Consider the following 26,813-nt stretch of genomic DNA (forward strand, 5'->3'; position numbering starts at 1 on the left):
CGCGCTAACGCCGCCCCGCGAAAAAATCCTTGAGCAATCGCTCGGCCTCTTCGGCACCGATCCCATCATAGATTTCAGGGGTATGATGCGCCTGCGGATGCGAAAATACCCGCGCGCCGTGGGCGACGCCACCCGATTTCGGATCGGATGCGCCGTAATACACACGCCGAATACGCGCCGCAGCCAGTGCTGCCGCACACATGGCACAGGGTTCCAGCGTCACATATACATCGTGATCCGGCAGCCGCTCCGATCCGGCGTGTGCGCAGGCGGCGCGCAGCACCAGTATTTCGGCATGGGCTGTGGGATCGTTCAACTCGCGTGTCCGATTACCTTCAGCGGCAACCACCTGACCGTCCGGTCCGATAATTACAGCACCCACGGGCACCTCCCCCCGGTCTGCCGCCGCCTGCGCCTGTTCCAGCGCCAGTTTCATGTGAGATCGGAACTCCATGCCTCTGACTGCCCCAGAAACCCGGCTTTCGCAAGCCGCCGGGATAGGCTATGGGCGGGGGATGACCAATACCCCTCCTCCCGGCGATCGGATCGCCAAAGTGCTTGCCCGCGCCGGTGTCGCCTCGCGTCGCGAGGCTGAACGCATGATCGAAGCCGGTCGTGTAACCGTGAATGGCAAACCCATCACTAGCCCAGCGCTGAACGTGACGGCCAAGGACAGGATCACTGTCGATGGCAAACCCGTGTCCGAGCCCGAGCCATCTCGCCTATGGCTCTATCACAAGCCTCCAGGCCTTGTGACGACTGCGCGTGATGAAAAGGGACGCAAGACGATCTTCGACGATCTGCCAGAGGATATGCCGAGGGTCATGAGTGTCGGACGGCTCGACCTGAATTCGGAAGGGTTGCTGCTGCTCACCAATGATGGCGGCATCAAGCGCAAGCTTGAACTGCCCGCCACCGGATGGCTGCGCAAATACCGGGTGCGGGTTAACGGACGCCCCAAGGACGAAGATTTTGCACCGCTTCGCAAGGGATTGGTCATAGACGGGGAACGGTTTCAGCCCATGACCGTCACATTGGACCGCCAACAGGGTGCGAACGCCTGGCTAACCATCGGTCTGCGCGAAGGCAAGAACCGCGAGATTCGCCGTGCAATCGAAGATATCGGCTATGCGGTAAACCGGCTTTTGCGGGTTTCTTATGGCCCGTTTCAGCTTGGCGACTTGAAATCCGGTGAGGTTGAAGAGATTCGTCGGCGTGTTATGCGTGACCAACTGGGGATGGACGCTGAAGAAAGCGGCAAGCCAACCGTCAAACGCCCTGCCCGGCCTCAGCGCAAAAGGCCGACAATCGGCAAGAAACCTCGCAAGTGACGCGGCTTAAGTAACCTTCCCCCTAGCGCCAAGCCCTCGCATCGCCTAAATTTTCTGTGATAGCGACAGTTTGGGGGCACCATGTCCGGAACCGGAGTACAAAAATTGGCGTATGCAGCGCTGCTGGTGCTGTTGTTCGGCGTCTGTACCGGCGTGCTTGGGGGCTTGTAAGGGCATGGCCAAAAGGTTCGGTGGGAAATTCAGCCCTCAGGGTGCGTCGTCAGACCAAGATCAACCCTCTCGTGGACAGTTTGACGGAGCTCGGGTCGAACCGGCGGGTGCACGCGCGAACCTCCTATTTGTGCCCGCAATTCCGTTGGCATTCCTGTCACTGAACGACGGCGCTATCGGAATGACAATTGGTTTGATCGCTGCAGGTCTGCTGACGGCCGCCGCATTCTTGCTGCGCGAAGGGCTGCGAGCGGAATCTGCATACAATGCCAAACGTACCGCCCGCCGCCCGGCCTTCCCCCGCAAAATCTTCTCAAGCGTCCTGACTGGGATGGGCACGGCATTGGCCGCGTATCGAACAGAGTTTCTAGATGCAGAAACCGCAGCTCAGGCCAGCCTGTTGGCACCGGTTCTTTTTGGGGTTGTTGCCACTGCATTACATTCGGTATCCTTTGGCATCGACCCCTTGAAAGACAAGGGTATGGAAGGCATCGACACCTTCCAACAAGATCGCGTGGCGCGCGTTGTTGAGGATGCGGAATCTCACCTGACCCAAATGACAGACGCGATCAAACGCGCCGGAGACCGTCGGATCGAAGCGCGTGTCGAGCGATTTCAAAATACCGCCCGCGATTTGTTCCGAACGGTCGAAGAAGACCCACGTGATCTGGCGGGCGCGCGGAAATATCTGACGGTTTACTTGCAGGGCGCACGCGATGCGACGGTGAGGTTCTCGGACGTCTATGCGCGTACCCGCGATGCGCAGGCGCTGGCAGATTATTCGGCCCTGCTGGACGATCTCGAACAGAATTTCGCGGCGCGGACGCGAAAGATGCTATTGGATGACCGCAGCGATCTGACGGTTGAAATTGATGTGCTGCGTGACCGGTTGCAGCGCGAAGGCGTCCGGTTGGATTGACCGGCTTTTATGTAAGCGAGGATTACCCCATGTCCGATGAGATCAAGAACAAGGCAGTCGAGGCTGAAACGCTGGTGCAAGAAATCACCGCCGTCGCCCTCCCTGAGCCGCAGGCTGAGATTGTGCCGCTTGAAGACGCCGACGAACCGGTTGGCGCCGAAATCCGCAAGCGGATGGGTGAGATCGACATGGGCGACACAAACTCGATCGTGTCATTTGGATCATCCGCACAGGCGGAATTGCAGGAGATCAGTCAGGCGATGCTGGCCGATGTCCGCAATAAGGATGTGGGCCCGGCGGGCGACAGCCTTCGCAATATCGTAACGACGATCAGAGGTTTCTCTGTCAGCGAATTAGACGTTCGCCGCGAGCGTAGCTGGTGGGAAAAACTGCTAGGCCGCGCAGCGCCCTTTGCCAAGTTCACGGCGCAGTATGAGGACGTTCAAAGCCAGATCGACCGGATCACAGACGACCTCTTGGGCCATGAGCACACCTTGCTGAAAGATATCAAGTCTCTGGATCTGCTGTATGAAAAGACGCTGGAGTTCTACGACGAACTCGCGCTTTACATCGCGGCGGGTGAGGAGAAGCTGACCGAACTGGACAGCCATGACATTCCCGAAAAAGAGGACGAGGTTCAGGCCGCACCCGAAGACCAGCAGGTGATGAAGGCGCAGGAACTGCGCGACTTGCGCGCCGCGCGCGACGATCTGGAACGCCGGGTCCATGACTTGAAGCTGACCCGTCAGGTGACGATGCAGTCGCTGCCCTCGATCCGCTTGGTGCAGGAGAACGATAAGTCGCTGGTGACCAAGATCAACTCAACCCTCGTCAACACCGTGCCGCTTTGGGAAACCCAGCTGGCACAAGCGGTAACCATCCAGCGCAGTGCCGAAGCTGCAGCCGCCGTACGTGATGCCAATGATCTGACCAATGAGCTGCTGACCTCGAACGCGGCCAACCTGCGCGAGTCTAACAAGATGATCCGCGAAGAGATGGAGCGTGGTGTATTCGACATCGAAGCCGTCAAGCAGGCCAACGCTGACCTGATCGGTACGATCAACGAAAGCCTCGCCATAGCGGACGAAGGCAAAGCCAAGCGAGCCGCCGCCGAGGAAGAACTGAAGAAGATGGAGGCCGAGTTGCGCGACACGCTCGCCTCGGCCAAAGCGCGACAGGACGGGATCGGTGACAATGCCGGAACGGCTGTCCCCGGATAATGGAAACAGCGGGCGTGCGGCCATTACATCGCGCTAGGACTGCAACATTGGTAGTTTCGCTGCTGGCATTAGCTGGCTGCGAAGAGGCCTTGACGACGTCCATCGCTCCGGAACCCAACCCGGAGCAACCTCAGGGCTTGAGCAATGCCTATCAGCCCCCTTCGCCCGCCAGCCTCGACCTCGCGCGGTATTATGAAAGCGTTCAGAACAACCTGCTGACGCGCGGGTTGTTGCGCACCGATGGTGGTGGGCCGGATACGCCCTACGACGCCGATGACCTCGCACGGAATTTCGAAACCATTGCGTTTTATAATGAGTATCCGGGGCAGGCTGTCTCGAGCGGTAGCAGAAGAACCAGCCGACAGTTAAGTCGCTGGTCGTCACCCGTACGCATCAAACCCGAATTCGGACCCTCAGTCGCGCCAAACGTTCGCCAGCAAGAGACTGCCCGAATTGACGCCTATGCCAACCGTTTGTCGCGGCTGACTCGACATCCGGTCTCGACCACCACCCGGAATGCGAACTTTCACGTATTCGTGGCGGGTGAAGATGATACCGCCTATGTACAAGCCCGGTTGCGACAACTGATCCCCGGCATAGGACAGGCGCAGCTTGATCTCTTCGACAAACTGCCGCGGTCTTTCTATTGTTTTGTGTTCGCGTCGGCATCGAACAGCGCGCCTCAGACTTATACCCGGGCTGTTGCCCTGATACGGGCAGAACATCCCGATCTGGTGCGCCTGAGCTGCGTTCATGAAGAGATTGCGCAAGGATTGGGGCTTCCGAATGACAGCCCATCGGCCCGACCGTCGATCTTCAATGATGACGACGAGTTCGCCCTGCTCACCAGCCATGACGAAAAACTACTGACGATTCTTTACGACCCGCGCTTGAAAGCGGGCATGACCGCTGACGAGGCACGTCCGGTGGTCCGTATCATTGCACGCGAATTGATGGGGCAGTCGCTCTGACCCCGAAGACAGGAGAAATCCAATGGGAATTTTTGATTTTCTGACCGGCGAATTCATCGACGTCATCCACTGGGTTGACGACACCCGCGACACGATGGTCTGGCGGTTCGAGCGTGAGGGCCACGAGATCAAATACGGTGCCAAGCTGACAGTGCGCGAAGGTCAGGCGGCTGTGTTTGTGCATGAGGGGCAGCTGGCGGATGTGTTCACGCCCGGACTCTACATGCTTGAGACAAACAACATGCCGATCATGACGACGCTGCAGCATTGGGATCATGGTTTCCAGTCTCCGTTCAAGTCTGAAATTTACTTCGTTAACACGACCCGGTTCAATGACCTGAAATGGGGCACCAAGAACCCGATCATGCTGCGCGATCCCGAGTTTGGGCCAACACGCATCCGGGCCTTTGGCACCTATACGGTCCGGGTCAAGGACCCAGCGAAATTCCTAGTAGAGATCGTAGGCACAGATGGTGAGTTCACCATGGACGAGATCAGCTTTCAGATCAGAAACATCATCGTGCAGGAATTCAGCCGCGTCATCGCAGGCTCAGGTATTCCGGTGCTGGATATGGCGGCGAACACCGCAGATTTGGGCAAATTGATCGCAGCCGAGGTATCGCCAGTGCTGGATGGGTATGGCCTAAGCATGCCTGAGTTCTATATCGAGAACATCTCGCTCCCACCTGCGGTCGAGGCGGCTCTGGACAAGCGCACCTCGATGGGTTTGGCGGGCGATCTGGGCAAGTTCACTCAGTATTCCGCTGCCGAGGCCATGACAGCGGCTGCCAATAACCCCGGTCAGGGCGGTGGCATGGGTGCCGGTCTTGGCATGGGGATGGGCATGGCGATGGCGCAGCAAATGTCGAACATGGCAGCGGGTCAGCCGAGTGGTCCCTGGGGTGGTTCCGCACCCGCTGCACCGCAAGCGTCAGCGCATGCGGCACCGCCGCCCCCGCCACCCGTCGAGCATGTGTGGCATATCGCGGTGGATGGCCAGACTAGCGGACCATTTTCCAAAGCCAAGATCGGTCGTATGGCAACCGACGGTGAGATCACGCGCGATACGCATGTCTGGACGGCTGGTCAGGACGGTTGGAAAAAGGCGGGGGACGTACAAGAATTGGCGCAGCTGTTCACCATCTTGCCACCGCCACCTCCGGGGGCGTGACGCAGTGGCAGAGGTCAAGCCCGCATCTCCTTATTCTCAGCGCGACCTCGCATGTGCTGTGAAACTGTCAGCGCTATTGGGGTGGGTCGGCGTTATTGGTGTCCCGCTGCTTTCCAATTCATACAACAGGGGTTGGAATCCAGACACGGTGTACCTTGTATTTTGGTACGCGCTGTTTGGGCTCCCAATTTCGTTTCTCACCTGTTGGCTGTTGGTCAAACCGTTTCTGCGCATCATGATGCGCCGTCAGATCAGCTATGTTCGCGCTGCCATTTGGGGTGCAGGAATTGCGGCCACCCTCATCGCCCTAAGGTTGGCCATCAGGTTTTTCAGAAGCGAGCGTATGTCTCAGGATTCTAAGAGCTCATCCAGCTTTGGCGATGGTTTCGGCACCATCTCCGTGAACGGCGTATTAAATGACTATGGGTGGTGGTTATTTGCAAAAAACTCTCTAAATTTCGTTGTGATTTGCATCCCAGCCGCCTTAGTCGTGCGTTTGATTATTGGCCCAGGTAACAAGGGTGTTCGAATAGAGGCCAGCCGATGAGCGACGAACACCGTTTTCCCTGCGAACAATGCGGGGCGGATTATCGGTTCAATCCCGGTGACGGAACGCTCACCTGCGATCACTGCGGTCATTCCGAGGCCATTGGCGCGGGCCCGTGGGGAGGGGCCAGTTTACGTGAACTCGATTTCGACACGGCCATCGCGGATCGCCTCCCCGATAGTGAAATTGAAGAAACTCGTGTTCTTACCTGCCCCAACTGCGCAGCACAGGTCGAATTTGACCCAAACACACACGCCGCAGAGTGCCCATTTTGTGCGACACCTGTCGTCACTGATACCGGTGTAAGCCGCCATATCAAGCCACGCGGTGTGTTGCCCTTTGCACTGGACGAACGCTCGGCGCACCAAGCCATGGGGGATTGGTTGGGGCGACTGTGGTTTGCGCCCAATGGGCTGAAGGAATACGCCCGCAAAGGTCGCAAGATGCAGGGCATCTACGTGCCCTACTGGACATTCGATGCCGATACCAAGTCGAGTTATCGGGGCGAACGTGGTGTCGTCTATTACGAAACCCGAACCGTGATGCGGGATGGAAAGCGCGTTCAGCAGCAGGTTCCCAAGGTGCGCTGGTCGCCAAAGTCCGGACGCGTGGCACGGTTTTTTGACGATGTTTTGGTGTTGGCATCACAATCCCTGCCCAAATCCTATACGGATGCGCTGGAACCCTGGGATCTGTCTGCACTTGAGCCCTATCAGCCCGAATATCTGGCTGGATTCCGTGCCGAAGCCTATACGGTCGAATTGCAGGAAGGATATCAGGAGGCGCGCGGTCACATGGCGCGCGTGATCGAGCGTGATGTACGGTTTGATATTGGTGGCGATCGTCAGCGCATCCACGCTGTCGATACGGAAGTCCGAGATGTCACGTTCAAACATATCCTACTGCCGGTCTGGATGGCAGCCTATAAATACCGGGGCGAGACCTATCGCTTTGTAGTGAATGGCAGAACCGGGCGCGTTCAGGGTGAGCGCCCCTGGTCGGCGATCAAGATTACCATCGCGGTGGTATTGGGCCTGCTGGTTGCCGCAGGTATCGGTTATCTGGTTGCAACCGGACAACAATAAAGAGAACACTCGTGTCAGATAGCGCGTTGGATGGGGGAAACTGACTTGCACCTTGACGTTCTGAACGCTCTTCTAACTCAGCGCCATTCGTGCCGTGCCTTTTGCTCAGACCCTGTTCCCCGTGAACAGATTGAACAGATCGTCACCAGCGCAACGCGTGTTCCAAGCTGGTGCAACGCGCAACCCTGGCAGCTTACGATCACCAGCGGTTCAGAAACTGACCATTTTCGCGAAGCGCTGCAGCGCGAGACACAACAGGCCAGCCCAAACCCGGACCTGCCCTTTCCAACCAGGTATTCCGGTGTCTATCAGGATCGTCGGCGCGCATGCGGCTGGGCGTTATACAAAGCAGTCGGCGTCGAAAAGGGTGATCGCACCGCTTCGGCGCAGCAAATGATGGAAAACTACACGCTGTTCGGAGCTCCACACTGCGCCATCCTATCCAGCCCCGCCGAGTTGGGCCCATACGGTGCCATGGATTGCGGAGGGTTTGTGACAGCGTTCGCTTTGGCGGCGCAAGCCCTTGGGGTGGCCAGTATCCCTCAGGCGGCGGTTGCGGCTTATGGTCCGTTTCTTCACCGGTACTTCGATATTCCAGATGACCGGATTGTTTTATGTGCGATCTCATTCGGATATCCAGATAAAGACCATCCAGCCAACTCTTTCAGAACAGGACGTGCCACTCTGGATGATATCGTTGATTGGCGTGAATAAACACCAAGAGTAGGAATTGCAGATGCGCGCGCTGCTTCAAAGAATTTCCAGTGCCTCTGTCACAGTCGAGGGAACGGTGATTGGACAATCCGGTCCGGGGTTGATGATTTTGGTCTGTGCGATGCAAGGGGATGATGAGGCTCAGGCCGAACAACTGGCTAACAAGATCGCAAAGCTTCGCATCTTCAAAGACGATGCAGGAAAAATGAACCGTTCGATCTTGGATATCCGCGGCTCAGCATTGGTAGTCAGCCAATTCACTTTGGCCGCTGACACGTCACGCGGTAACCGCCCGGGATTTTCCGGTGCAGCCCCGGCAGCAGAGGGCGAACGACTTTATGAAGCGTTTGTTCGCAACCTGTCCTCACTGGGCATACCAGTAGAAACGGGATCATTCGGGGCTGACATGGCTGTAGAACTGGTCAATGACGGGCCCGTGACAATTTGGATGGAAAGCTGATGCAGGCCTCTCAACAGATTCAGGATATTTGGAGCGCCGGTGTGGCGGCTGTCGATGGTTACACCGCGACGTTGGAAGCGATCCAAATGCTGGAACGGCCAGACCAGATACTGGCCGTTGGCAAGGCGGCGGGTGCGATGGCCCGCGCAGCAGTGAAACAGTTCGGAGCGGTCCCCACGTTGGTCGTTACCAAAGATGGCCATAGCGATGGACTGCCAGCGCATGTTGATGTCATCGAATCCTCTCATCCCGTACCCGATGATCGCAGTCTGGCCGGGGGACGGGCATTGCGCGAAACCTTAGAGAGCATGGAACATGATAGCAGTCTGTTGCTTCTGGTATCTGGCGGCGCGTCCTCTCTGGCCGAGGATTTGATGCCCGGGTTCTCGCTGGACGATCTTGAAGCCCTGAACCAAAGATTGCTTGGCGATGGATTGGATATCAGAGCGATGAATGCTGAGCGGCGCAAACTATCGCGCATAAAAGGCGGAGGATTGCTGTCCAGTTTTGCTGGGAAAAATGTGACCGTTTTGGCGATCTCGGATGTCCCCGGAGACGACCTGGGCGTGATTGGATCCGGCATCGGAGCGTTGCCAGATGCGCCGCGTTTTGCCGCCCAGACCTCAATAATCGCTTCAAATGCGCACGCACGTAGCGCGGCCGCCCAAACAGCCGAGCAAGCTGGCTTTGTCGTCCTCGCCAACGCGGAGGCGTTGCACGATGACTACCTATCAGTTGCGACCGCGATAGGAGAACGACTGCGCCACATGCCCAAAGGCGTGATGGTTTTTGGAGGAGAGCCAACCGTCGTTCTTCCGGACCAACCCGGGCGCGGCGGGCGAAATCAGGCCCTTGCGCTGGCTTTGGCGCGCGAAATTGAAGGGCAACGGGATATTACTGTGATCGTTGGCGGGACGGATGGCACTGACGGGCCTACGGACGCGGCCGGTGCTATCGTTACCGGCGAAACATGGTCAGACGAAGCGCAAGAATACCTCAACAACGCGGATAGCGGCAGCTTCCTGGCCAAAGCAGGTGCATTGCTGGTTACGGGGCCTACAGGGACCAATGTGATGGACTTGGTGATTGCAATACGGAATTGATCTGACATCTTGGCCCGGTTGCTATCGGTCAGGAGTTCAGAGATATGGCACCGCCCTTCAACGCACTTCGCGAGATCGAAGAAATCCCTGATATGGGTATCACCATGCCGGATGGCTGCCGCCTTTCAGCCCGGATCTGGCGCCCGATCGATGCGGGCGAAGACCCGGTTCCCGCCATTGTGGAACATCTGCCATATCGCAAACGCGACGGTACCACTGCACGTGACGCCTTATCCCATCCTTGGTTTGCCAAACGTGGATATGCCTGCGTACGCGTGGATATGCGCGGCAATGGTGACAGCGAAGGGTTGATGGAGGATGAATACACTCAGCAGGAATTGGACGATGCCGTCGCAGTAATCCAATGGCTAGCCGATCAACCCTGGTGTAGCGGCACGGTCGGGATGATGGGTATCAGTTGGGGCGGGTTCAACTCATTGCAGGTTGCCGCGATGCAGCCTGAGCCTTTGAAGGCAATCATTACGCTTTGTTCGACCGCGGACCGGTATGCCGATGACATACATTACAAAGGCGGATGCCTGCTGAATGAAAATCTGGGCTGGGGCGCGACAATGTGGTCCTACTCCTCTCGTGCTCCGGACCCTGATCTGCGGTCAAACTGGCGTGAGCTGTGGTTGGATCGGTTAGAGAATGAGCCTTTCCTGCCCTCCGTCTGGCTGCGCCACCAAACACGTGATGCCTATTGGCGCCATGGTTCCGTCTGCGAGAATTTTGATGCCATTCAAGCGGCCACCCTGGCGGTTGGAGGCTGGGGTGACGCTTACAAGAACACTGTGCCATTGCTGGTCGAACAGTTGAACGCGCCGGTCAAAGGTGTTGTTGGCCCATGGGTGCACAAATATCCTCATTTCGCAGTTCCTGAACCTCGCATCGGTTTTTTGCAGGAGGCCCTAAGGTGGTGGGACCATTGGCTAAAGGGAAAGAATACAGGTGTCGAAGAGGATCCAGACTACCGCGCTTATGTGATGAACGGTGTGCGTCCGGCGCGCTGGCACAAAGAGCGCGCAGGGCGTTGGATTGCCGAGGATGAAGGCGCGACATCGCATCTGCCAACCATGACGATGCAACTGACCGATGCCGGCCTTGGGCACGGGGGGTCACTGAACACCTCAATCCGATCGCCACACACCTGCGGTCTTGAAAGCGGCGAGTTTTGTGCGATTTGGCTAGGTCCGGATATGCCAGGGGACCAAAGGGGCGACGACGCGCTTTCAGCCTGTTTCGACAGCGACGCATTGGCAGCCGACATCGAGATTGTGGGCGCCCCCAAAATCCGGCTCCGCCTGAGTGCTGACAAACCTCAGGCGCAGATTGCTGTTCGGCTGAATCATATACACCCGGACGGTGCTTCGACGCGGATCACATATGGGGTGCTAAATCTGACGCACCGCGACAGTCATGCAGATCCCACCCCCCTAATACCCGGTCAGACATACGATATAGAGCTGGACCTGGATCACATCGCTTATCGTATACCGAAAGGGCACCGCTTACGCGTGGCGATCTCGAGCGCCTATTGGCCGTTAATCTGGCCTTCGCCGGAAACTGTCGAGCTTCAACTGACTGAAGGCGACATAATCATTCCAACGCGTCCGCCAGGTCAATCAAACGAATACAACTTCGCCCCTCCTGATGCAGAAGCTGCGAATCCCGTCAGTGTTCTTCGAGAAACGCAAAATTCCCGGCGTGTGGAATTGGATATGACCACCGGCGAAACCCACCTGATCATCGAGGATGACTTTGGCAAACTCCGTGACGAAACGCATGGGCTGATCACCGGAAGCACCGCAACAGAAAAGTGGTCGATTCACCCCGACAAACCCCTATCGGCGCGGGGCAATTGTCGTTGGACACAAGAACAGCAGCGCGGTGAATCGTTCCTATTCACTGAAAGCGTTTGCGAGATGTGGTCCGATGATAAGAACTTTTTTGTTCGAGCGGAGATAAGCGCCTTCGAAAATAACGAATTGGTGTACTCAAAAACGCTCGAAGACACGGTGCCACGCAATGAAATGTAAGTTTTGAAGCTTCAGACGAAAGATTTTCACTTGCCCACCACCCTGCATTGCCCCTACTTTGACTCATGCGTCAATAAAAAGTCCGACAATGGACCGAACATCCAATCAACTGGGAGATCTCTGGATGAACGAACAACTCACTCACATGTCAAAGCAGGTCACGGCTGGAAAGCTGACCCGCCGTGAATTCATGGGTAAAGCAGCGGCACTGGGTGTCTCGGCCGCAATCGCAAGCAATATGTTTGCCGATGCCGCACGTGCGGCTGGCCCAAAAAAGGGCGGCGATCTGAAATTCGGTTTGCAGGGCGGTGAATCGACCAACTCACTTGATCCGGCAACCTACGCAAGCTCAGTCCCGTTCCAGAACGGCAAGCAGTTCGGTGACCAATTGGTCGAAGTGGCCCCCGACGGGACCATCGAACCGCGCCTGGCGGAAAGCGTCGAAGGAAGTGCAGACGCCAAAGTATGGACGTTCAAGCTGCGTCAAGGGGTCGAGTTCCACAACGGCAAGACCATGACCAGCGATGACGTGCTGAAAACTATGCAGCGCCACTCGAACGAAGATTCCAAATCAGGTGCATTGGGCATCATGAAAGGCATCGAGTCGATGAAGGCCGATGGAGACAATTTCCAGGTCACTTTGACCGAGCCAAACGCCGACCTGCCGTATCTGATGGCCGACTATCACCTGATTATTCAGCCCGATGGGGGCATGGATAACCCGGCGGCAGGTATCGGCACAGGTCCGTACAAACTGGAAGTGGACGAACCCGGCGTCCGTCACCTGTTCACCAAGAACGAAAACCATTGGAACAGCGACTTCGGTAATTTTGACAGCGTCGAAGTTGTTGTGATCAACGATGCAACTGCGCGGACCGCTGCACTGCAGTCCGGACAGGTCCACGCCGTCAACCGCGTTGAACCCAAAGTTGCCGACCTGTTGGGCCGTGCGCCTAACCTGACCGTGCATTCAACCGCCGGTCGCGGTCACTATGTCTTTATCATGCATTGCGACACGGCTCCGTTCGACAACAACGAATTGCGCACGGCATTGAAATACGCAATCAACCGTGCGGAATTGGTAGACAAAGTCCTGCGTGGCTATGGCTCGATCGGGAATGACATGCCGATCAACGCAGCCTACCCATTGTTTGATGAAACCATCGAACAGCGCGAATTCAGTATTGAGAAAGCTGCAGAGCACTACAAAAAGTCCGGCCATGATGGTTCGCCGATCATATTGCGTGTAGCCGACGGTGCCTTCCCGGGTGCTGTGGACGCCGCTGCACTGTTCCAGCAGACCGCCGCACAGGCTGGAATTCCGCTTGAAATCAAGCGTGAACCCAACGATGGATACTGGTCCGAGGTTTGGAACGTTCAGCCGTTCTGTGCCTCGTACTGGGGCGGCCGTCCGGTTCAGGACCAGATGTATTCGACCGCGTACCTGTCGACCGCAGACTGGAACGACACCCGGTTTAAGGTTCAGGCGTTCGACGACATGCTGTTCGCGGCAAAGGCAGAGCTGGACGTTGAAAAACGCAAAAGCATCTACAGCCAGATGGGCCGAATGGTCCGCGACGAAGGCGGCCTGATCTGTCCGATGTTCAACGACTTTGTCGAGGGCATCAGCAACCAACTGGACGGATGGGAATCTGACCCGACGCAAGAGATGATGAACGGCAACATATCCCGCAAAATGTGGTTCGTCTAAAACGGGCTACGGATAATGCATCCTATCATCAAATTGGTTTCCCAGCGCCTGGCGCTGGGACTCCTGTTGCTGCTCGGCGCTTCGGCCTTGATTTTTGGCCTGACCGAAGCCCTTCCCGGAGACGCCGCGCAAGCCGTCCTGGGGCAGTCCGCAACCCCAGAGGCCCTTGCTAACCTGCGCGAAGAGATGGGTTTGAACCGCCCTGCCCTGACCCGCTATTTCGAATGGCTGGGAGGCATTTTTCAGGGCGATCTTGGCCAATCCTTGACAAACAAGCTAGATATTTCTGAGAGCATTGGAAAACGCCTTGGAAATACACTGTTTCTGGCATGCGTCGCTGCCATCGTTTCCGTTCCACTTGCAATCTTTCTTGGACTTCTGGCCGTGCGTTATCGCAACCGCTGGCCGGATAAACTGATCTCTGCCATCACGCTCACAACGGTTTCGATACCGGAATTTCTGATCGGCTATGTGGTGATCTACTACATCTCAGTGAAACTGGGCTGGTTCTCCTCGCTAGCGATGGTCAACGATTCAATGTCGTTTGGGCAAAAGCTAAATGCCATTGCTTTGCCAGCCTTCGTACTGACGCTGGTCGTCCTGGCGCAGATGATGCGCATGACACGCGCTGCCATTCTTAATCTTATGCAATCCGCCTATATTGAAACGGCTGAACTAAAGGGTTTGAGCACCTTTCAGGTTATCGCCCGGCATGCCTTTCCCAACGCGATTTCACCTATCGTGAACGTAGTCATGCTGAACCTGGCCTATCTGGTCGTAGGTGTCGTCGTGGTCGAGGTTGTCTTCGTCTATCCCGGTATGGGGCAGTACCTCGTAGATGCCGTGACAAAGCGTGACGTGCCTGTTGTTCTGGCCTGCGGTGTGGTGTTTGCAGCCGTTTACATTGGCCTGAACATGGTCGCGGATATCGTGTCGATCCTTGCCAACCCAAGACTGAGGCATCCGAAATGATAAAGAACATTCCTCTTTCGGCACTGATTGGCCTTATGTTCACCGGCGCCTATTTCTTTGTCGCGATCGCCGCGCCCTTGATCGCGCCTTATGGAATGGCAGAAGTGGTCGGCGACGTTTGGGAGCCGAGTAGCTCCGAGCATCTGCTGGGCACGGACAATATCGGCCGCGATCTGCTAACCCGCATGATCTATGGCGGGCGCACAACAATCTTCATTGCCGCAGCTGCAACACTTCTCAGCTTTCTGACGGGAACGTCATTGGGCCTACTTGCTGCAGTTTTGGGCGGATGGGCCGATCAGGCGCTTAGCCGGACGGTCGATCTGATCATGTCGATCCCTACGCTGATCCTGGCGCTGGTTATTCTGGCAATCGTTCCGGTAACCGTTCCGATCCTGATCCTTGTGATGGGCCTGTTGGATGCGACCCGACCATATCGTCTGTCGCGATCTGTCGCCGTGGATATCAACGTGATGGACTACGTCGAAGCCGCCAAACTGCGCGGTGAAGGACGCAGGTGGATCATTTTCCGAGAAATCCTGCCGAACGCTCTGTCGCCTCTGGTGGCCGAGTTCGGTCTGCGGTTCATCTTTATGGTCCTGTTCATCTCGACGCTTTCGTTCCTAGGCCTTGGCGTCCAGCCGCCCTTGGCGGATTGGGGCGGCATCGTGAAAGAGAATAAGGACGGCATCGTCTACGGTATTGGTGCCGCGCTCTACCCTGCAGTGGCCATCGCCACGCTAGCGATCTCGGTCAACCTTGTTGCTGACTGGGTTCTGAACCGTACCACATCGCTGAAAGGAGGCCGAGGATGAGTGATACCCTTCTCAAGGTCCGTGACCTCAAGATCGGCGCGACCGTTTATCCGCCGGGCGAAAAGCCCCATGACATCGAAATCGTGCACGGGGTCAGCTTTGACCTCGCGCCCGGCAAGGTGTTGGGGTTGATCGGTGAATCCGGAGCTGGCAAATCGACCATCGGTCTGGCCTCGATGGCCTATGGCCGGGGCGGCGTTAAGATCACCGGTGGCGAGGTTTGGGTCAACGGCCGTGACATCATGAAGTCGGCGCTGGGTGATATCCGCAACCTGCGCGGCGGCGAGGTGTCTTATGTCTCGCAGTCAGCAGCCGCCTCGTTCAACCCCGCCAAAAAGATCATGGATCAGGTGGTCGAAGCTGCAGTCGAACATAAGAAATTCTCTCGTAAAGAGGCCGAGGCCCGCGCGCGCGAATTGTTCGCCAAGCTAGGCCTGCCCGATCCGGACAATATCGGTGATCGATACCCACACCAAGTTTCGGGCGGTCAGTTGCAACGCTGCATGACAGCGCTGGCGTTGTGCCCCGAACCGGATCTAGTTGTGTTTGACGAACCTACCACGGCCTTGGACGTGACCACTCAGATCGACGTCCTGATGGCCATCAAGGAGGCCATCGCCGATACAGGTGTCGCTGCGTTGTACATCACGCATGACCTTGCAGTTGTCGCACAAGTCAGCGACGACATCATGGTTCTGCGGATGGGCAATACGGTCGAGTATGGAAACACCGATCAGATCATCAACAATCCGCAAGAAGAGTATACTCAGGCGCTGGTTTCGGTTCGCTCGATTGAACACGAAGAAAAGCAGCCCACTGCGGATCCGGTGCTGAGCGTCGATGGTATTACCGCGCGCTACAAAGGCTTGAACTTCGACGTTCTTCACAACGTCAATGTTGAGCTTCATCCGGGGCAGACATTGGCTGTGGTGGGTGAATCCGGCTCAGGCAAGTCGACGCTGGCCCGTGTGATCACCGGGTTGCTGCCGCCGCGCGATGGCGAGATCACCTTTGCCGGTCGGAAACTTAGCCCCGACTTGAAGGGCCGTTCACTTGAAGATCTGCGCGAGTTGCAGATGATCTATCAGATGGCGGATGTCGCGATGAACCCGCGGCAAACAGTCGGTACGATCATCGGGCGACCGTTGGAGTTTTACTTCAACATGCGCGGTGCTGAGAAACGCAAGCGTATCGTAGAACTTCTGGATGAGATCGAGCTGGGCGAGAAGTTCATCGATCGCTACCCAGCCGAACTGTCTGGCGGTCAGAAACAGCGGGTCTGCATCGCTCGTTCATTGGCGGCCAAGCCCAAAATGATCATCTGTGATGAGGTCACCTCGGCGCTCGATCCGCTTGTGGCAGATGGCATCCTCAAGTTGCTGCTCGACTTGCAGAAGATCGAGGATGTGGCCTATCTGTTCATCACCCACGATCTGGCGACGGTGCGCGCCATCAGTGACAGTATCGCGGTGATGTATCAGGGCCGCGTGGTCCGCTATGGACCCAAGTCGCAGGTGCTGAGCCCACCCTTCGATGACTATACCGATTTGCTGCTCAGCTCGGTGCCCGAAATGCATCTGGGTTGGCTGGAAGAGGTTGTCGCCCATCGCAAAATGGAAAGTGCGGGCAACTAATCCCGGACTTATCCCGAACATAGCATAATGTTTGGAAATCCCGGCGTTTGACTGAAAACAAACGTCGGGATTTTACTATTTAGGGCGCAAATGGGCAGCCCCGTGCAAGCGAATCCCCTAGGGTCGCGACAACCAATACTTCGAAAAGAATAGGGCCGGACAATGGACCGCAAACTGCTTTTGATCATTCTCGACGGTGTACCGTGGCGCAACTTTCGCAGACTGTTTGGCAATCTTGAAGGATGGGTCGACAGCGTCGATGCGCGAGTTTGGAAACTGCGCTCTGTCCTGCCCTCGACATCAGCCAGTTGCTACGCTTCGATCCATACCGGTGTCACACCGCAACAGCATGGCTGCACCGGTAATGGCAACGTGTTTCGGCTGTCCCACAAGGACGTCTTCAGTCAGGTACGAGAAGCGGGCGGTGTGACCGGCGCGGTCACGCATAGCTACTGGTCGCAATTCTTCAACCGTCACCCCTTCGACTACGTTCGTGATGTGGAATATGACGAGCCTGACAGCAAGACCATCAACCATGGCAGATTCCATTCGATGACTGGCTACGGCAAAGCCAACCAGATGACGCCATCCGACGTTGATCTGTTCGCCACGCTGACCAACCTCTGCCTTCGGTTTGGGCTGGATTACGGTATTCTGCACACCTGCACGCTGGACAGTATGGGGCACCGTTTCTATCACGACTGTGAGGAAATGGACCACGCCTGTTTCGTCATGGACGAAATGCTGGCACCTTTCATCCCGCGTTGGCGGCAGCTTGGCTACGATGTCATCGTAACCGCCGATCATGGCCAAGATGAACGCGGCCATCACGGAGGGCGAAGCCCGTTACAGCAGGAAACGGCTCTTTACTATTTTGGTGACGCCGAAGGGCCTGACACCGAGACCGTGATCGACCAGCTTCAGCTTGCGCCGACCATACTACAGCGCGTCGGTGCGCCTGTGGCAGATACTATGAAGGCCAAATCGTTCCTGACCTGAGGCACTTGTTAGTCGTAAGCCCAGATCCCCTGCCCCAGCGCCTCGATCGCCACCGAGACACGCTCAAAGCTGTCAGCGGCGCGCCTGACCGAAGTTCGGGCGCGCAGATACCCATGAACCAACCCCGGTTCATTAATGCAATGGGCCAACCCACCTGCCGCAGTTATATACTTACAATAGGCCGGTCCGTCATCCCGCAGTGGATCGCAATCAGCCGTCACAACAACCGTCGGCGGGAGGCCAGAAAAATCATCATCCTGCAACGGAGCGAATGAGGGATCGCTATCCGGTGCAGGCCCACCGCAGCGTACAGTTTGGTAGAACCGGATGTCGTCCAGGGTCAAAAGCGGCGCATTTGCATGTTCGATATACGAACCCTTTGACATGTCACCGCCCAAACCGGGATAGATCAGAACCTGACCCAGCACGTTATCCAATCGCCCTCGGGCATAATGCGCAACGGTTGCAGCCAGATTACCGCCTGCACTGTCTCCCGCCAGAACGATTGGATCGCCATATTCCTGGACCACCCAGCTCACCGCAGTCCAACTATCCTGAAACTGCGCCGGGTGCACATATTCAGGGCACAGGCGATAGTCGACAGAGATGATCCGATAGCCAGTCTGAACACAGATTTCAGCACAGACATCGTCATGACTGTCCAGACCGCCCACGACGAACCCGCCGCCGTGAAAGTAAATCACATTTCGAGTGGGATCACCGGCAGTGTAAACGCGAACAGGCACGCCATCGGCGGACCTGTCCTGAACATCAACGCCCGGAGGTCGCGGCTGGCGAAAATCCTGACACATCGTGTCATAGACCCGACGTTGGTCAGCAATGGACATTTCGACCGTATCATCGGGATAGCTCTCGGCGGTACGCCGGATGAAATCCCAGGTCTCTTCGTCGATCAGACGTTCATAGTCCATTGTCCCTCCAGATTATTCAGACCACTCCCACGGTCGGGTAAACGCACCCAGCACTTTGGCCACATCGTCCTCGGACGCGCCGTTCGCGTCAAGCTGCGCAACGAGCCCGCGTTTCTTGTCGTCGATGACAGAAACGACCCGTGCCGCGACGCCGGCGGCTTCCAGAGCACCATTGTATATACGCGTGATCGCGTGCTTGCGCAGATCAGGCTTGAATACTTTGCCTACTGCGGTTTTCGGCAGTTCATCGAGAATGGTCAAATGCTTGGGCTGTGCAGCGCGTTCGTGGACGTGAACCTTGCAGAACTCCAGCAGCTCTTTTTCCGTGGTCGAGGCCCCGTCGACCAGCTCAACAAACGCACATGGCAGTTCGCCTGCGTGTGCATCCGGTTGACCGATCGCGCCCGCAAAGGCGACAGCTTCGTGCCCCAGAAGCGCCTCTTCAATTTCGGCGGGGTCGATATTGTGGCCGCCGCGGATGATCAGGTCTTTGGCCCGACCTGTGATCCAAAGATAACCATCCTCATCAAAGCGGCCCAGATCACCCGTGCGCAGGTACTTGTCGAAATGGTAGAGATCTACGTTCTTATCGACCTCGGTGTAGGTGTTGCCCGCATAAACGCCAGGGTTCGAAATGCAAATTTCGCCGACCTGATCGACACCGCATTCGGTCGGACCATCTGGCCCGTCCTGCAGGATTTTGACATCTGTATATGGGAACGGAATACCGATCGAACCGATCTTTTTCTCTCCATCCACCGGGTTGCACGAGACAAGGCAAGTGGCTTCGGTCAGACCATATCCTTCGACGATGGTCACGCCTGTGGCCTCTTCGAACCTGCGGAAGAGTTCAACCGGCAGTGGAGCCGAGCCCGAGAACGCGGTTTTGACGGATGAGATATCCGCATCCACCGGGCGTTGCATCTTAGCTGAAATCGCGGTGGGCACCGTAATGATGAACGAGACTTTCCAGCGCTCGATCAGCTTCCAGAAATTGTCGAAGACACCGTCACCGCGATACCCCGCAGGTGTCGGGAATATGACATGGGCACCCGACGATACGGCTGCCATCACGATCACATGCACCGCAAAAACGTGGAACATCGGTAGCGGGCACATGATGACATCGTTTTCGTCAAACAGCAGAGTCTGCCCCAGCCAGCCGTTGTAGATCAGACCGGAATACTTGTGCTGCGCCACCTTCGGCATGCCTGTGGTGCCGCCGGTGTGGAAATAGCACGCGACGCGATCTTCCTTGCTGTCTTCGAAGGTCAGCGTTTTTGGCTGCTTGTTCAGCTCAGCAATGAAATTCTTATAGGTCGCGTGGGCCAACTTTTCCTTGTCACCCATCTTGGGGCGCAGGAACGGTACCAGCCAGGATTTTGGCGGCGTCAGATAACGGTTCAGGTCGATCTCAAGAATCGTGTGAACGCCAGGTGCGTGGCGCACAGCCTCTTCAACCTTCTGGGCCACGTCCGTTTTGGGGAAGGATTTCAGAGTGACCACGACCTTCGCCTTGGTCTCGCGCAGGATCGCCGCAATCTGTTCGGGTTCGAGCAATGGGTTGATCGGATTCACAATCCCCGCCACCGCTCCGCCCATCATCGTGACCAGGGTCTCGTTACAGTTGGGCAGCACATATGCCACCACATCCTTTTCACCGATCCCAAGCGAGCGGAACAGATTCGCCGCCTGATTGACTTTGCCTAGCAGTTCCGACCAGGTCAGCGTCTCTGCTTTGTCGGTCGGGCCAGATAGCAACTGAAAGCTGATCGCCTTGTGGTTCGGGAACCTGCCCGCCGTCCGCGACAAAAGCTGGTGGAAGGTCACAGGCACATCCCGGTCCTCCCATGGCATCTCCTGTTCCATACGCGCCTTGTCTTCGATTCCCACAAAGGCCATGTGGCTCCTCCCCTGATCTCTCTCCCGTGTCACGCGCGGGTTTTCGTTGCCTCCAAGATGGAAGTAAAACTCAACTCGCGCAAGCAAGGGCTTAGCGATCAGCTGTGAGAAAATGTAGAATGACGCAACGGCGATTCCGGATGTGCCGGTGCGTCACTTTATTCTGCGGCCACCCCGTCGGTGAACTGCAGGCGTGCCAATCGGGCATACAATCCGCCCTGCGACACCAGATCGTTATGCGTTCCCTGCGCCACAATGCGCCCGGCCTCAAGCACGATAATACGGTCCGCCTTCTTCACGGTCGCCAGCCGGTGCGCCACGATCAGCGTGGTACGCCCGGCTCGCATATTATCGACAGCCCCCTGCACCGCACGCTCGCTTTCTGCGTCGAGTGCCGAGGTGGCCTCATCCAGCAGCAAGACTGGCGCGTCGCGCAGAATGGCGCGGGCGATGGCGATGCGCTGTTTCTGCCCACCCGATAGCATCACGCCGCGTTCACCCACAAAGCTGTCGTAGCCCTCAGGTAACGCCGAGATGAATTCATGCGCGGCGGCGGCGCGCGCCGCTGCCTCAACCTCGGCATCCGAAGCATCCAGGCGGCCAAAACGAATGTTTTCACGCGCCGAGGCGGCAAATATAACCGGGTCCTGTGGAACCAACGCGATATGCTGGCGAAAGTCGTTGCGGTCTAGTTCGCGCAGATCAAGCCCGTCGAGGCTTACCTGCCCAGAATCCGGATCATAGAACCGCTGGATCATCTGGATCACAGTTGTCTTGCCTGCGCCAGAAGGTCCGACGAAGGCCACGGTTTCACCGGGGTCGATTTGCAGTGAAAACTGAACCAGCGCTACCACGTCCGGGCGTGCGGGATAGTGGAAAGTCACGTCGTCAAAGCGAATTTCGCCCCGTACCGGAGCTGGCAGCGTCTTGGCTTGCGTAGGGTCGTTAACCGTATCCTCTGCGTTTAGAAGTTCGACCAGCCGCTCAGTTGCGCCGGCTGCGCGCTGCAGTTCGCTCCAGATTTCCGAAAGGGCGGCGACCGAGCCTGCCATGATGATCGAGTAGATCACGAATTGGATCAGAACACCTTCGGTCATCGCTCCGTTGCGCACGTCATTCGCACCCATCCACAGCACGCCGACGATACCCGAAAACACCAGGAAAATTACGATCACAGTAAGGACAGCGCGGGTCTGGATACGTCGCAGAGAAACTTCGTACGAAGTTTCTGTCATCTCACCAAATTGCGCACGGCTGGCTTGTTCATGGGTGAAGGCCTGTACGGTTTGCACCGCCCCAAGCGCCTCACCTGCATTGCCAGAAGACGCCGCGATCCAGTCCTGATTTTCCCGGCTGATGGTTCGCAATCTGCGGCCCAGAACCAGTATAGGCACGATCACCGCGGGGATTAGCAGCAGGACCATCCCTGTCAATTTGGCCGATGTCAGCAACATCAAAATAAGCCCGCCGACAAACATCAGCATGTTGCGCAACGCGATCGATACCGATGATCCGAGAACCGATTGGATCAGCGTCGTATCGGTCGTGATCCGGCTGAGCACCTCTCCCGTCATGATCCGTTCATAGAACTCGGGGCTCATACCAATCACGCGATCGAAGACAGCCTTCCGGATGTCAGCGACAACACGCTCGCCCAGCCGCGTCACCAACGCATAGCGAATACCCGTCCCGATCGCGAGAATGCCCGCAATACCAAGAGCTGCCAGAAAGTACCAATCCAGCAACTCGCCATCTTCGATGCGAAAATTGTCAACGACCCGGCGTACTGCCAGCGGCAGCGTCAGCGTCATACTCGCCGTCAAAATCAACGCAAGTATCGCGCCGATCATCAGTAATCGGTAAGGCTTCATGAAGGGCCACAACGATGCCAGAACACCTATTTTCCTGGATCCCGCGCGCTCTTCCTGAGTACCCGGAGCCGGTTTGTTCGCTGGACTGGCGGAGCGTGAATTTGCCATGTCTGGCCCTTACGTCGTGGTCATTCGCCCAAAAAACGGGCATCAATCACTGCTTCTTGGCGGCAGCGACGGTTATGGTCAAGCTGAAGGCACAGATTTGCAGCCCGATAAGGGCCATTTGACGCAACTGGCAGGGGGAAAGAACTGGAGCGGGCGGCGGGAATCAAACTCGCGTCATTAGCTTGGAAGACAAACGCTTTAGTTTAATTATTTTATTTTTTATTAAATATTTAAGGAGAAATTTCTTCTGATTTTGTAGGTTATGTGTCGGAAGGGATTTCTTGGAGCGGGCGGCGGGAATCGAACCCGCGTCATTAGCTTGGAAGGCTAAGGTCTTACCACTACACAACGCCCGCTCAAGTACAGCACCTCCTATTTCATGTGAATATGGAGGTCAAGTGGAACCACCCGAGAGTAAGAAAACAATTCAACCTTCCGGTAGTTTAGTTTGCTATCAAAACATCGATGATCCAATTCGACATCAGGAAAGAGTGCATCTCTAGTCATGGCACAACCGGCCCAAACCGGCTGTTGACCACCACACTCGGTCGCTGCACTGCAGCCCGTCGAACCTGCCGTTCGCTGTGGGTGCGAAAGATACCCCCGCGGACGAGACTTATTCCTTGAATGCAATGGAGTTGTGCTACTAAAAACTCGTGGCCGCGCAGCCCGGGCCGATACAGGCCCGGGCTACCCGCGGCGCTCCCTAGCTGGCCAGGCCGCAGGAGGAGGAGTCGCTGTTGTTGGTGGTGTCAGCCTCCACTACACCATCGACCGGATTGGCATTGACGGTAATCTTGAAGGGGATCTGCTCGCCACCTTTGACGTCGTCAGGGAAGACGAGCGACAGGGTGGTCTCATCCCCGTTTGGCCCCAACGCCGGCGTTGGCAAGTCTACCACCACGCCGCTCTGGAAGAAATCGACCCGTGTGGTCGATGGTCCCGCGGCCCCTGCACCAATGTTACGCACGATGATCTTCAACTTGCGTGGTTCCTCACAATACCAAGCCGGGAAGGGTGGCGGACCGGGCGGGAAGGGCTGTACCGGGATCAAATCCGGCTTCTCTTCGGTATCCGGAGGCGGAGGTGGAGGAGGTGGTGGTGGCGTCTTTTTGATCAGCCGAGGCACGACCGGTTCGACATCGATTGTTTCCACTTCGCCTTCACCATGGGCTGCGGTGTAGACCGCGACAACGTCCAGCGGTGTTTCGCTGTCGATAAAGACGAACCCCTTCAGGAAACAGCACTCGGCCACACGCAGATGTCGCGCCACGTCTTCGCAATCGATCTCCATCGATTCCCAAGGTCCGAGTTTGTTTTTTGTCCTGGCTGAGACATTGCCCGGTTTCTCGTTTGGCAAGGCAGAGGATACCCGTTTGCGGAAACGCACCGGTTCTCCGCTGCCGTTGCCGATGTTAATTGCTGTGTGATAGCGGCCAGTGGATAAAATGCGACCTTTGGAACAGCCGCAGACGAACTTGACAGCGTAACGATAGGTCATCTTCGGTTCTTCCTCCTCGCAGCAAGGGGTGTCATCTTCGGCGCGGTTTACCTCCATTCGGCGGAGGGCGACGTTGTTGTCACCAAGCGCCAGCCGGTCGACAGGTAGACTGCCTGCAATCGTCTCGACATTGCTGCGATCGTCCGGCGTATCCGCGCTGGCAAGGATGTATTCCTCGCATAAGTCCTCGGGGCACCACGGGATGGGGCCGACGATCACTTCGTCGCCACAATGCACGGACTGGCCGATGGGCTCTCTTACAATAAGCGGTTCCCAGTCGTCCGGCCATGTGGCACCCTTACCTTCGGTCGCGCGGGCCATTGATAACGTCACTGATTGGGCTGGGTAGTTGCCGCGATTGCCGATCCGGACATACAGATAGTTCTCGACGCAGCGGCGCGGTGTTTCATGGTCGGTGCCCCCGTCGGGACGATGCCGGTTCCATATGCCGGGGGCGACATTGCCTGACTGTTGCCAGGGGTATTCACCCTGCCGTCCGTCATCAATGAAGACGTCCACATCGGGCGGTGCTCCGTTGTAGAGGGCTTGCTTCTCAAAGCCCCAGCGCACCACTTTGTGTGCCCAGCCTCCGGCTGCACCGTCGAATAGAGCAGTGTTCTGGTCAGATTCCTGCAAGGCCCGGGAAAAACCTTCGACTGTGTTGGGCACGATCCCGGCCAAAAGCGGTACCGCCTGCAGGATCAGATAGATCGTGTAGCGGCTGGCATGTAGCCTGTCGTCCAGATCGGTAGAGTCACCGCCCAGAGATCGATAGATCCGGCCCAGCGTTGTGGCGTTGATCTCGGTTGACAGATATCCGCCCACGTCCATCGTGCCACCCCACCCCCAGCCCGAGGCAACCGACCGATCCCAACGCCGAGTGATCAGATTGCTGAAGGGGAAAGTGCGGAAACGATCCGGCGCGATACCCTGCGGATCGTAGAGAATTGCCGCCAGCGCGTCACCAAAGCCATGACAAAAGCCGAAATTGGGCCAATTGAGATGATCCCACAGCACCGCGTGCCCGAACTCATGCGCCGAAACGCGCGAGTCTGTGGCCATGCCGACCGTGGACCCATTGGCCGCCAGTGCATAGCGAAATCGTAGCACACCGTCGCCTATGGCATTGCCGGGTGCCTGGGCGTTCACCGGCCCTGCAGCGGGATTGAACCAACGGTGATCCACATCCACCGGAAAGGTTACCCCATCGAAATAGCTAGGCAGATCGAAGCCCAGCGACTGCACGAAGCGATACAGGAAGTCATGGTTGTAATAAGCACAGACCGCCGCGAAATCATCGCTGTCGGCGGGGTAGTCAAAGACCGATGCGGCACCGGCGTTTTCAGTCGGTGGGGCGATGTTCGGCGTGTCGAGGTCGCGTACCGCCACCAGTTCGCCACTCAGCTCCACCGGTGCGCCTCCGCCCGGTAATATTAACCGTTCCAGTGCCACCAGCTCGCGTTGTGCGTCCAAAAGCGCGACCGGTGCCGTCGGATCAAGCTCGGAATCTCCTGAAAGCGAGATCGGGTCGTCAGTAAAGACATAGCCCGAGACACAGCCCACCAAGGGCCGGATATAGAGCACCGCGTTGGTCTCCCAGTCGACTAGTGCCCGCCAGTTCAGCTCTCCGTAGTCGGGAATTTTGCAGCCAAAATGCACAAGGCTCGCGAAACGCCATTCGCCGTCCTTAAGGCCCTTTGGTACACGGCCGATATCCGGAAGCGGGGTCAACTCGGCCCCTTCGATCTCGCCGGGTTCTTCGTGTGGCAGGCGATGTTCTGCGTCGTAGCGGTATACAAAGTCCTGGATGTCATTGACTTTAAATTTTGTGAATTTGGCCCCTTTCACCGCTTCGCGCAGGACCGTGGCAGCTTGTTTGTCTCGGCTGGCCGGCGGTGTGGGAGGATTACCGAGTTCGATATCGGAAGCGACGCTTGAGGACGAACCGGTGACCACATTGTCTGGACCAGCCATTCGCAGCGTCAGGCCGCGTTCCCAGACCGGAATTCCGTGAAGGGTCTGGCGAAATGTGAAGATCAGAAAGGACTGTACCGCCTTGGATTCTTCCAGCCGCAGCTTGCTGCCCTCCTCGCGATCATACTTGCCCGAAACACTCTCACCGAGCCGATCAAGAAAATCAGGCGTTATCCGGTAGAGGCCCGCCACCTCGGCGACATAGGCCTGGGCCACATCCAGCGCACTGGTCCCTTTTGTACGCCCCTCAAGTGGGTCGCCATGATGCTGAAGTCCAATGATTGCGCCGTCTGGCGCGCGTTCAAATACTGTTTCCGGCATGTCTGCCTCCGTTCAAAAGCATCCTGAAACGCTGGCCCAGAGGCCCCGGATCGCCCGGCCGAACGGCTAAAAAACTTATTGCAAAAATAATAACGAAACGCGATGGCCGGAGAAACCTAGCGGCGATCTTGCCAACAAGGCGACAGTAACATTTACTGCCGATTCCCGCAAAGTCAGCCGTCTGCGTCAGTAGGCGCGGCCACTCTTGAGTTGCAATCTCCTACCGCTCGTGCACCTCGGTCAACGCATGTCGGATGTGTCGCAAACTCTGGGGTCTAGTTGACGAGCCTGTGTGATCTGACGATTGTTTCCGCCGAATAGATTTCGAACAGGTTACTTGAG

Annotated in this window: 21 protein-coding genes and 1 tRNA gene; 16 read left to right on the forward strand and 6 right to left on the reverse strand. The window is 57.0% G+C overall.

Annotated features, from left to right (window positions below; translation table 11 throughout):
- Positions 1-4: 4 nt before the first annotated feature.
- A complete protein-coding gene (locus ACR0DU_RS11965) occupies positions 5-454 on the reverse strand; it encodes a nucleoside deaminase (RefSeq protein ID WP_170540998.1) in 450 nt (149 codons plus the stop codon).
- On the opposite strand from ACR0DU_RS11965, the gene ACR0DU_RS11970 reads away from it, so the two are divergent.
- The 16 genes from ACR0DU_RS11970 to ACR0DU_RS12045 all read left to right on the forward strand — a co-directional run bounded on the left by ACR0DU_RS11970 (position 453) and on the right by ACR0DU_RS12045 (position 17,862).
- Complete coding sequence (locus ACR0DU_RS11970) at positions 453-1,331, forward strand: pseudouridine synthase (protein WP_480455637.1); 879 nt, start codon at positions 453-455, stop codon at positions 1,329-1,331. The two genes, ACR0DU_RS11965 and ACR0DU_RS11970, sit on opposite strands and share 2 nt — an antisense overlap.
- A gap of 175 nt (positions 1,332-1,506) precedes the next feature.
- Positions 1,507-2,421: a 5-bromo-4-chloroindolyl phosphate hydrolysis family protein gene (locus tag ACR0DU_RS11975; RefSeq protein WP_480874800.1), complete on the forward strand. Its 915-nt coding sequence runs from the start codon at positions 1,507-1,509 to the stop codon at positions 2,419-2,421.
- A 29-nt stretch (positions 2,422-2,450) separates the two neighbouring features.
- The gene (locus tag ACR0DU_RS11980; protein ID WP_480874801.1) at positions 2,451-3,641 is read left to right on the forward strand and encodes a toxic anion resistance protein; all 1,191 of its coding nucleotides are present in this window, start codon (positions 2,451-2,453) and stop codon (positions 3,639-3,641) included.
- The gene (locus ACR0DU_RS11985) at positions 3,641-4,612 is read left to right on the forward strand and encodes a DUF2927 domain-containing protein (RefSeq protein ID WP_480874803.1); all 972 of its coding nucleotides are present in this window, start codon (positions 3,641-3,643) and stop codon (positions 4,610-4,612) included. The genes ACR0DU_RS11980 and ACR0DU_RS11985 overlap by 1 nt, the downstream gene beginning before the upstream one ends.
- A gap of 22 nt (positions 4,613-4,634) precedes the next feature.
- A complete protein-coding gene (locus ACR0DU_RS11990; protein WP_170779632.1) occupies positions 4,635-5,783 on the forward strand; it encodes an SPFH domain-containing protein in 1,149 nt (382 codons plus the stop codon).
- 4 nt (positions 5,784-5,787) lie between these two features.
- Complete coding sequence (locus ACR0DU_RS11995) at positions 5,788-6,330, forward strand: hypothetical protein (RefSeq protein WP_480874806.1); 543 nt, start codon at positions 5,788-5,790, stop codon at positions 6,328-6,330.
- On the forward strand, positions 6,327-7,415 hold the full coding sequence (locus ACR0DU_RS12000; RefSeq protein ID WP_480874808.1) for a TFIIB-type zinc finger domain-containing protein: 1,089 nt from the start codon (positions 6,327-6,329) through the stop codon (positions 7,413-7,415). Before ACR0DU_RS11995 ends, ACR0DU_RS12000 begins: the two co-directional genes overlap by 4 nt.
- A gap of 30 nt (positions 7,416-7,445) precedes the next feature.
- On the forward strand, positions 7,446-8,129 hold the full coding sequence (locus tag ACR0DU_RS12005; protein ID WP_480874810.1) for a nitroreductase: 684 nt from the start codon (positions 7,446-7,448) through the stop codon (positions 8,127-8,129).
- Positions 8,130-8,151: 22 nt separating this feature from the next.
- Positions 8,152-8,589 carry a D-aminoacyl-tRNA deacylase gene (gene dtd / locus ACR0DU_RS12010; RefSeq protein WP_170779624.1) on the forward strand — a complete coding sequence of 146 codons (438 nt, stop codon included), beginning with the start codon at positions 8,152-8,154 and terminating at the stop codon, positions 8,587-8,589.
- A complete protein-coding gene (locus ACR0DU_RS12015; RefSeq protein ID WP_480874813.1) occupies positions 8,589-9,692 on the forward strand; it encodes a glycerate kinase type-2 family protein in 1,104 nt (367 codons plus the stop codon). The genes dtd and ACR0DU_RS12015 overlap by 1 nt, the downstream gene beginning before the upstream one ends.
- Positions 9,693-9,736: 44 nt before the next feature.
- Positions 9,737-11,731 (forward strand): CocE/NonD family hydrolase, encoded by a 1,995-nt coding sequence (locus ACR0DU_RS12020; protein WP_480874815.1) that lies wholly within the window; start codon positions 9,737-9,739, stop codon positions 11,729-11,731.
- Between the two features lie 124 nt (positions 11,732-11,855).
- On the forward strand, positions 11,856-13,442 hold the full coding sequence (locus ACR0DU_RS12025) for an ABC transporter substrate-binding protein (protein WP_170779618.1): 1,587 nt from the start codon (positions 11,856-11,858) through the stop codon (positions 13,440-13,442).
- A 15-nt stretch (positions 13,443-13,457) separates the two neighbouring features.
- Positions 13,458-14,414, forward strand: a complete 957-nt coding sequence (locus ACR0DU_RS12030) for an ABC transporter permease (RefSeq protein ID WP_010441877.1) — start codon at positions 13,458-13,460, stop codon at positions 14,412-14,414.
- A complete protein-coding gene (locus ACR0DU_RS12035; protein ID WP_029621990.1) occupies positions 14,414-15,229 on the forward strand; it encodes an ABC transporter permease in 816 nt (271 codons plus the stop codon). Before ACR0DU_RS12030 ends, ACR0DU_RS12035 begins: the two co-directional genes overlap by 1 nt.
- On the forward strand, positions 15,226-16,863 hold the full coding sequence (locus ACR0DU_RS12040; RefSeq protein ID WP_170541031.1) for an ABC transporter ATP-binding protein: 1,638 nt from the start codon (positions 15,226-15,228) through the stop codon (positions 16,861-16,863). Before ACR0DU_RS12035 ends, ACR0DU_RS12040 begins: the two co-directional genes overlap by 4 nt.
- Positions 16,864-17,025: 162 nt before the next feature.
- A complete protein-coding gene (locus ACR0DU_RS12045) occupies positions 17,026-17,862 on the forward strand; it encodes an alkaline phosphatase family protein (RefSeq protein WP_480874820.1) in 837 nt (278 codons plus the stop codon).
- Positions 17,863-17,870: 8 nt separating this feature from the next.
- On the opposite strand, the gene ACR0DU_RS12050 is transcribed toward ACR0DU_RS12045, so the two are convergent.
- The 5 genes from ACR0DU_RS12050 to ACR0DU_RS12070 form a co-directional block, all read right to left on the reverse strand.
- Positions 17,871-18,794, reverse strand: coding sequence for an alpha/beta hydrolase (locus tag ACR0DU_RS12050; RefSeq protein WP_480874822.1), 924 nt, complete (start codon positions 18,792-18,794; stop codon positions 17,871-17,873).
- A gap of 12 nt (positions 18,795-18,806) precedes the next feature.
- Positions 18,807-20,696, reverse strand: coding sequence for an acyl-CoA synthetase (locus ACR0DU_RS12055; protein WP_480874825.1), 1,890 nt, complete (start codon positions 20,694-20,696; stop codon positions 18,807-18,809).
- A gap of 158 nt (positions 20,697-20,854) precedes the next feature.
- Complete coding sequence (locus ACR0DU_RS12060) at positions 20,855-22,675, reverse strand: ABC transporter transmembrane domain-containing protein (protein ID WP_480874827.1); 1,821 nt, start codon at positions 22,673-22,675, stop codon at positions 20,855-20,857.
- 282 nt (positions 22,676-22,957) lie between these two features.
- Positions 22,958-23,031: transfer RNA gene (locus tag ACR0DU_RS12065), tRNA-Gly, on the reverse strand.
- 350 nt (positions 23,032-23,381) lie between these two features.
- The gene (locus tag ACR0DU_RS12070) at positions 23,382-26,471 is read right to left on the reverse strand and encodes a hypothetical protein (protein ID WP_480874830.1); all 3,090 of its coding nucleotides are present in this window, start codon (positions 26,469-26,471) and stop codon (positions 23,382-23,384) included.
- Positions 26,472-26,813: the final 342 nt, after the last annotated feature.

It is taken from the genome of Ruegeria sp. G2, assembly GCF_056533505.1.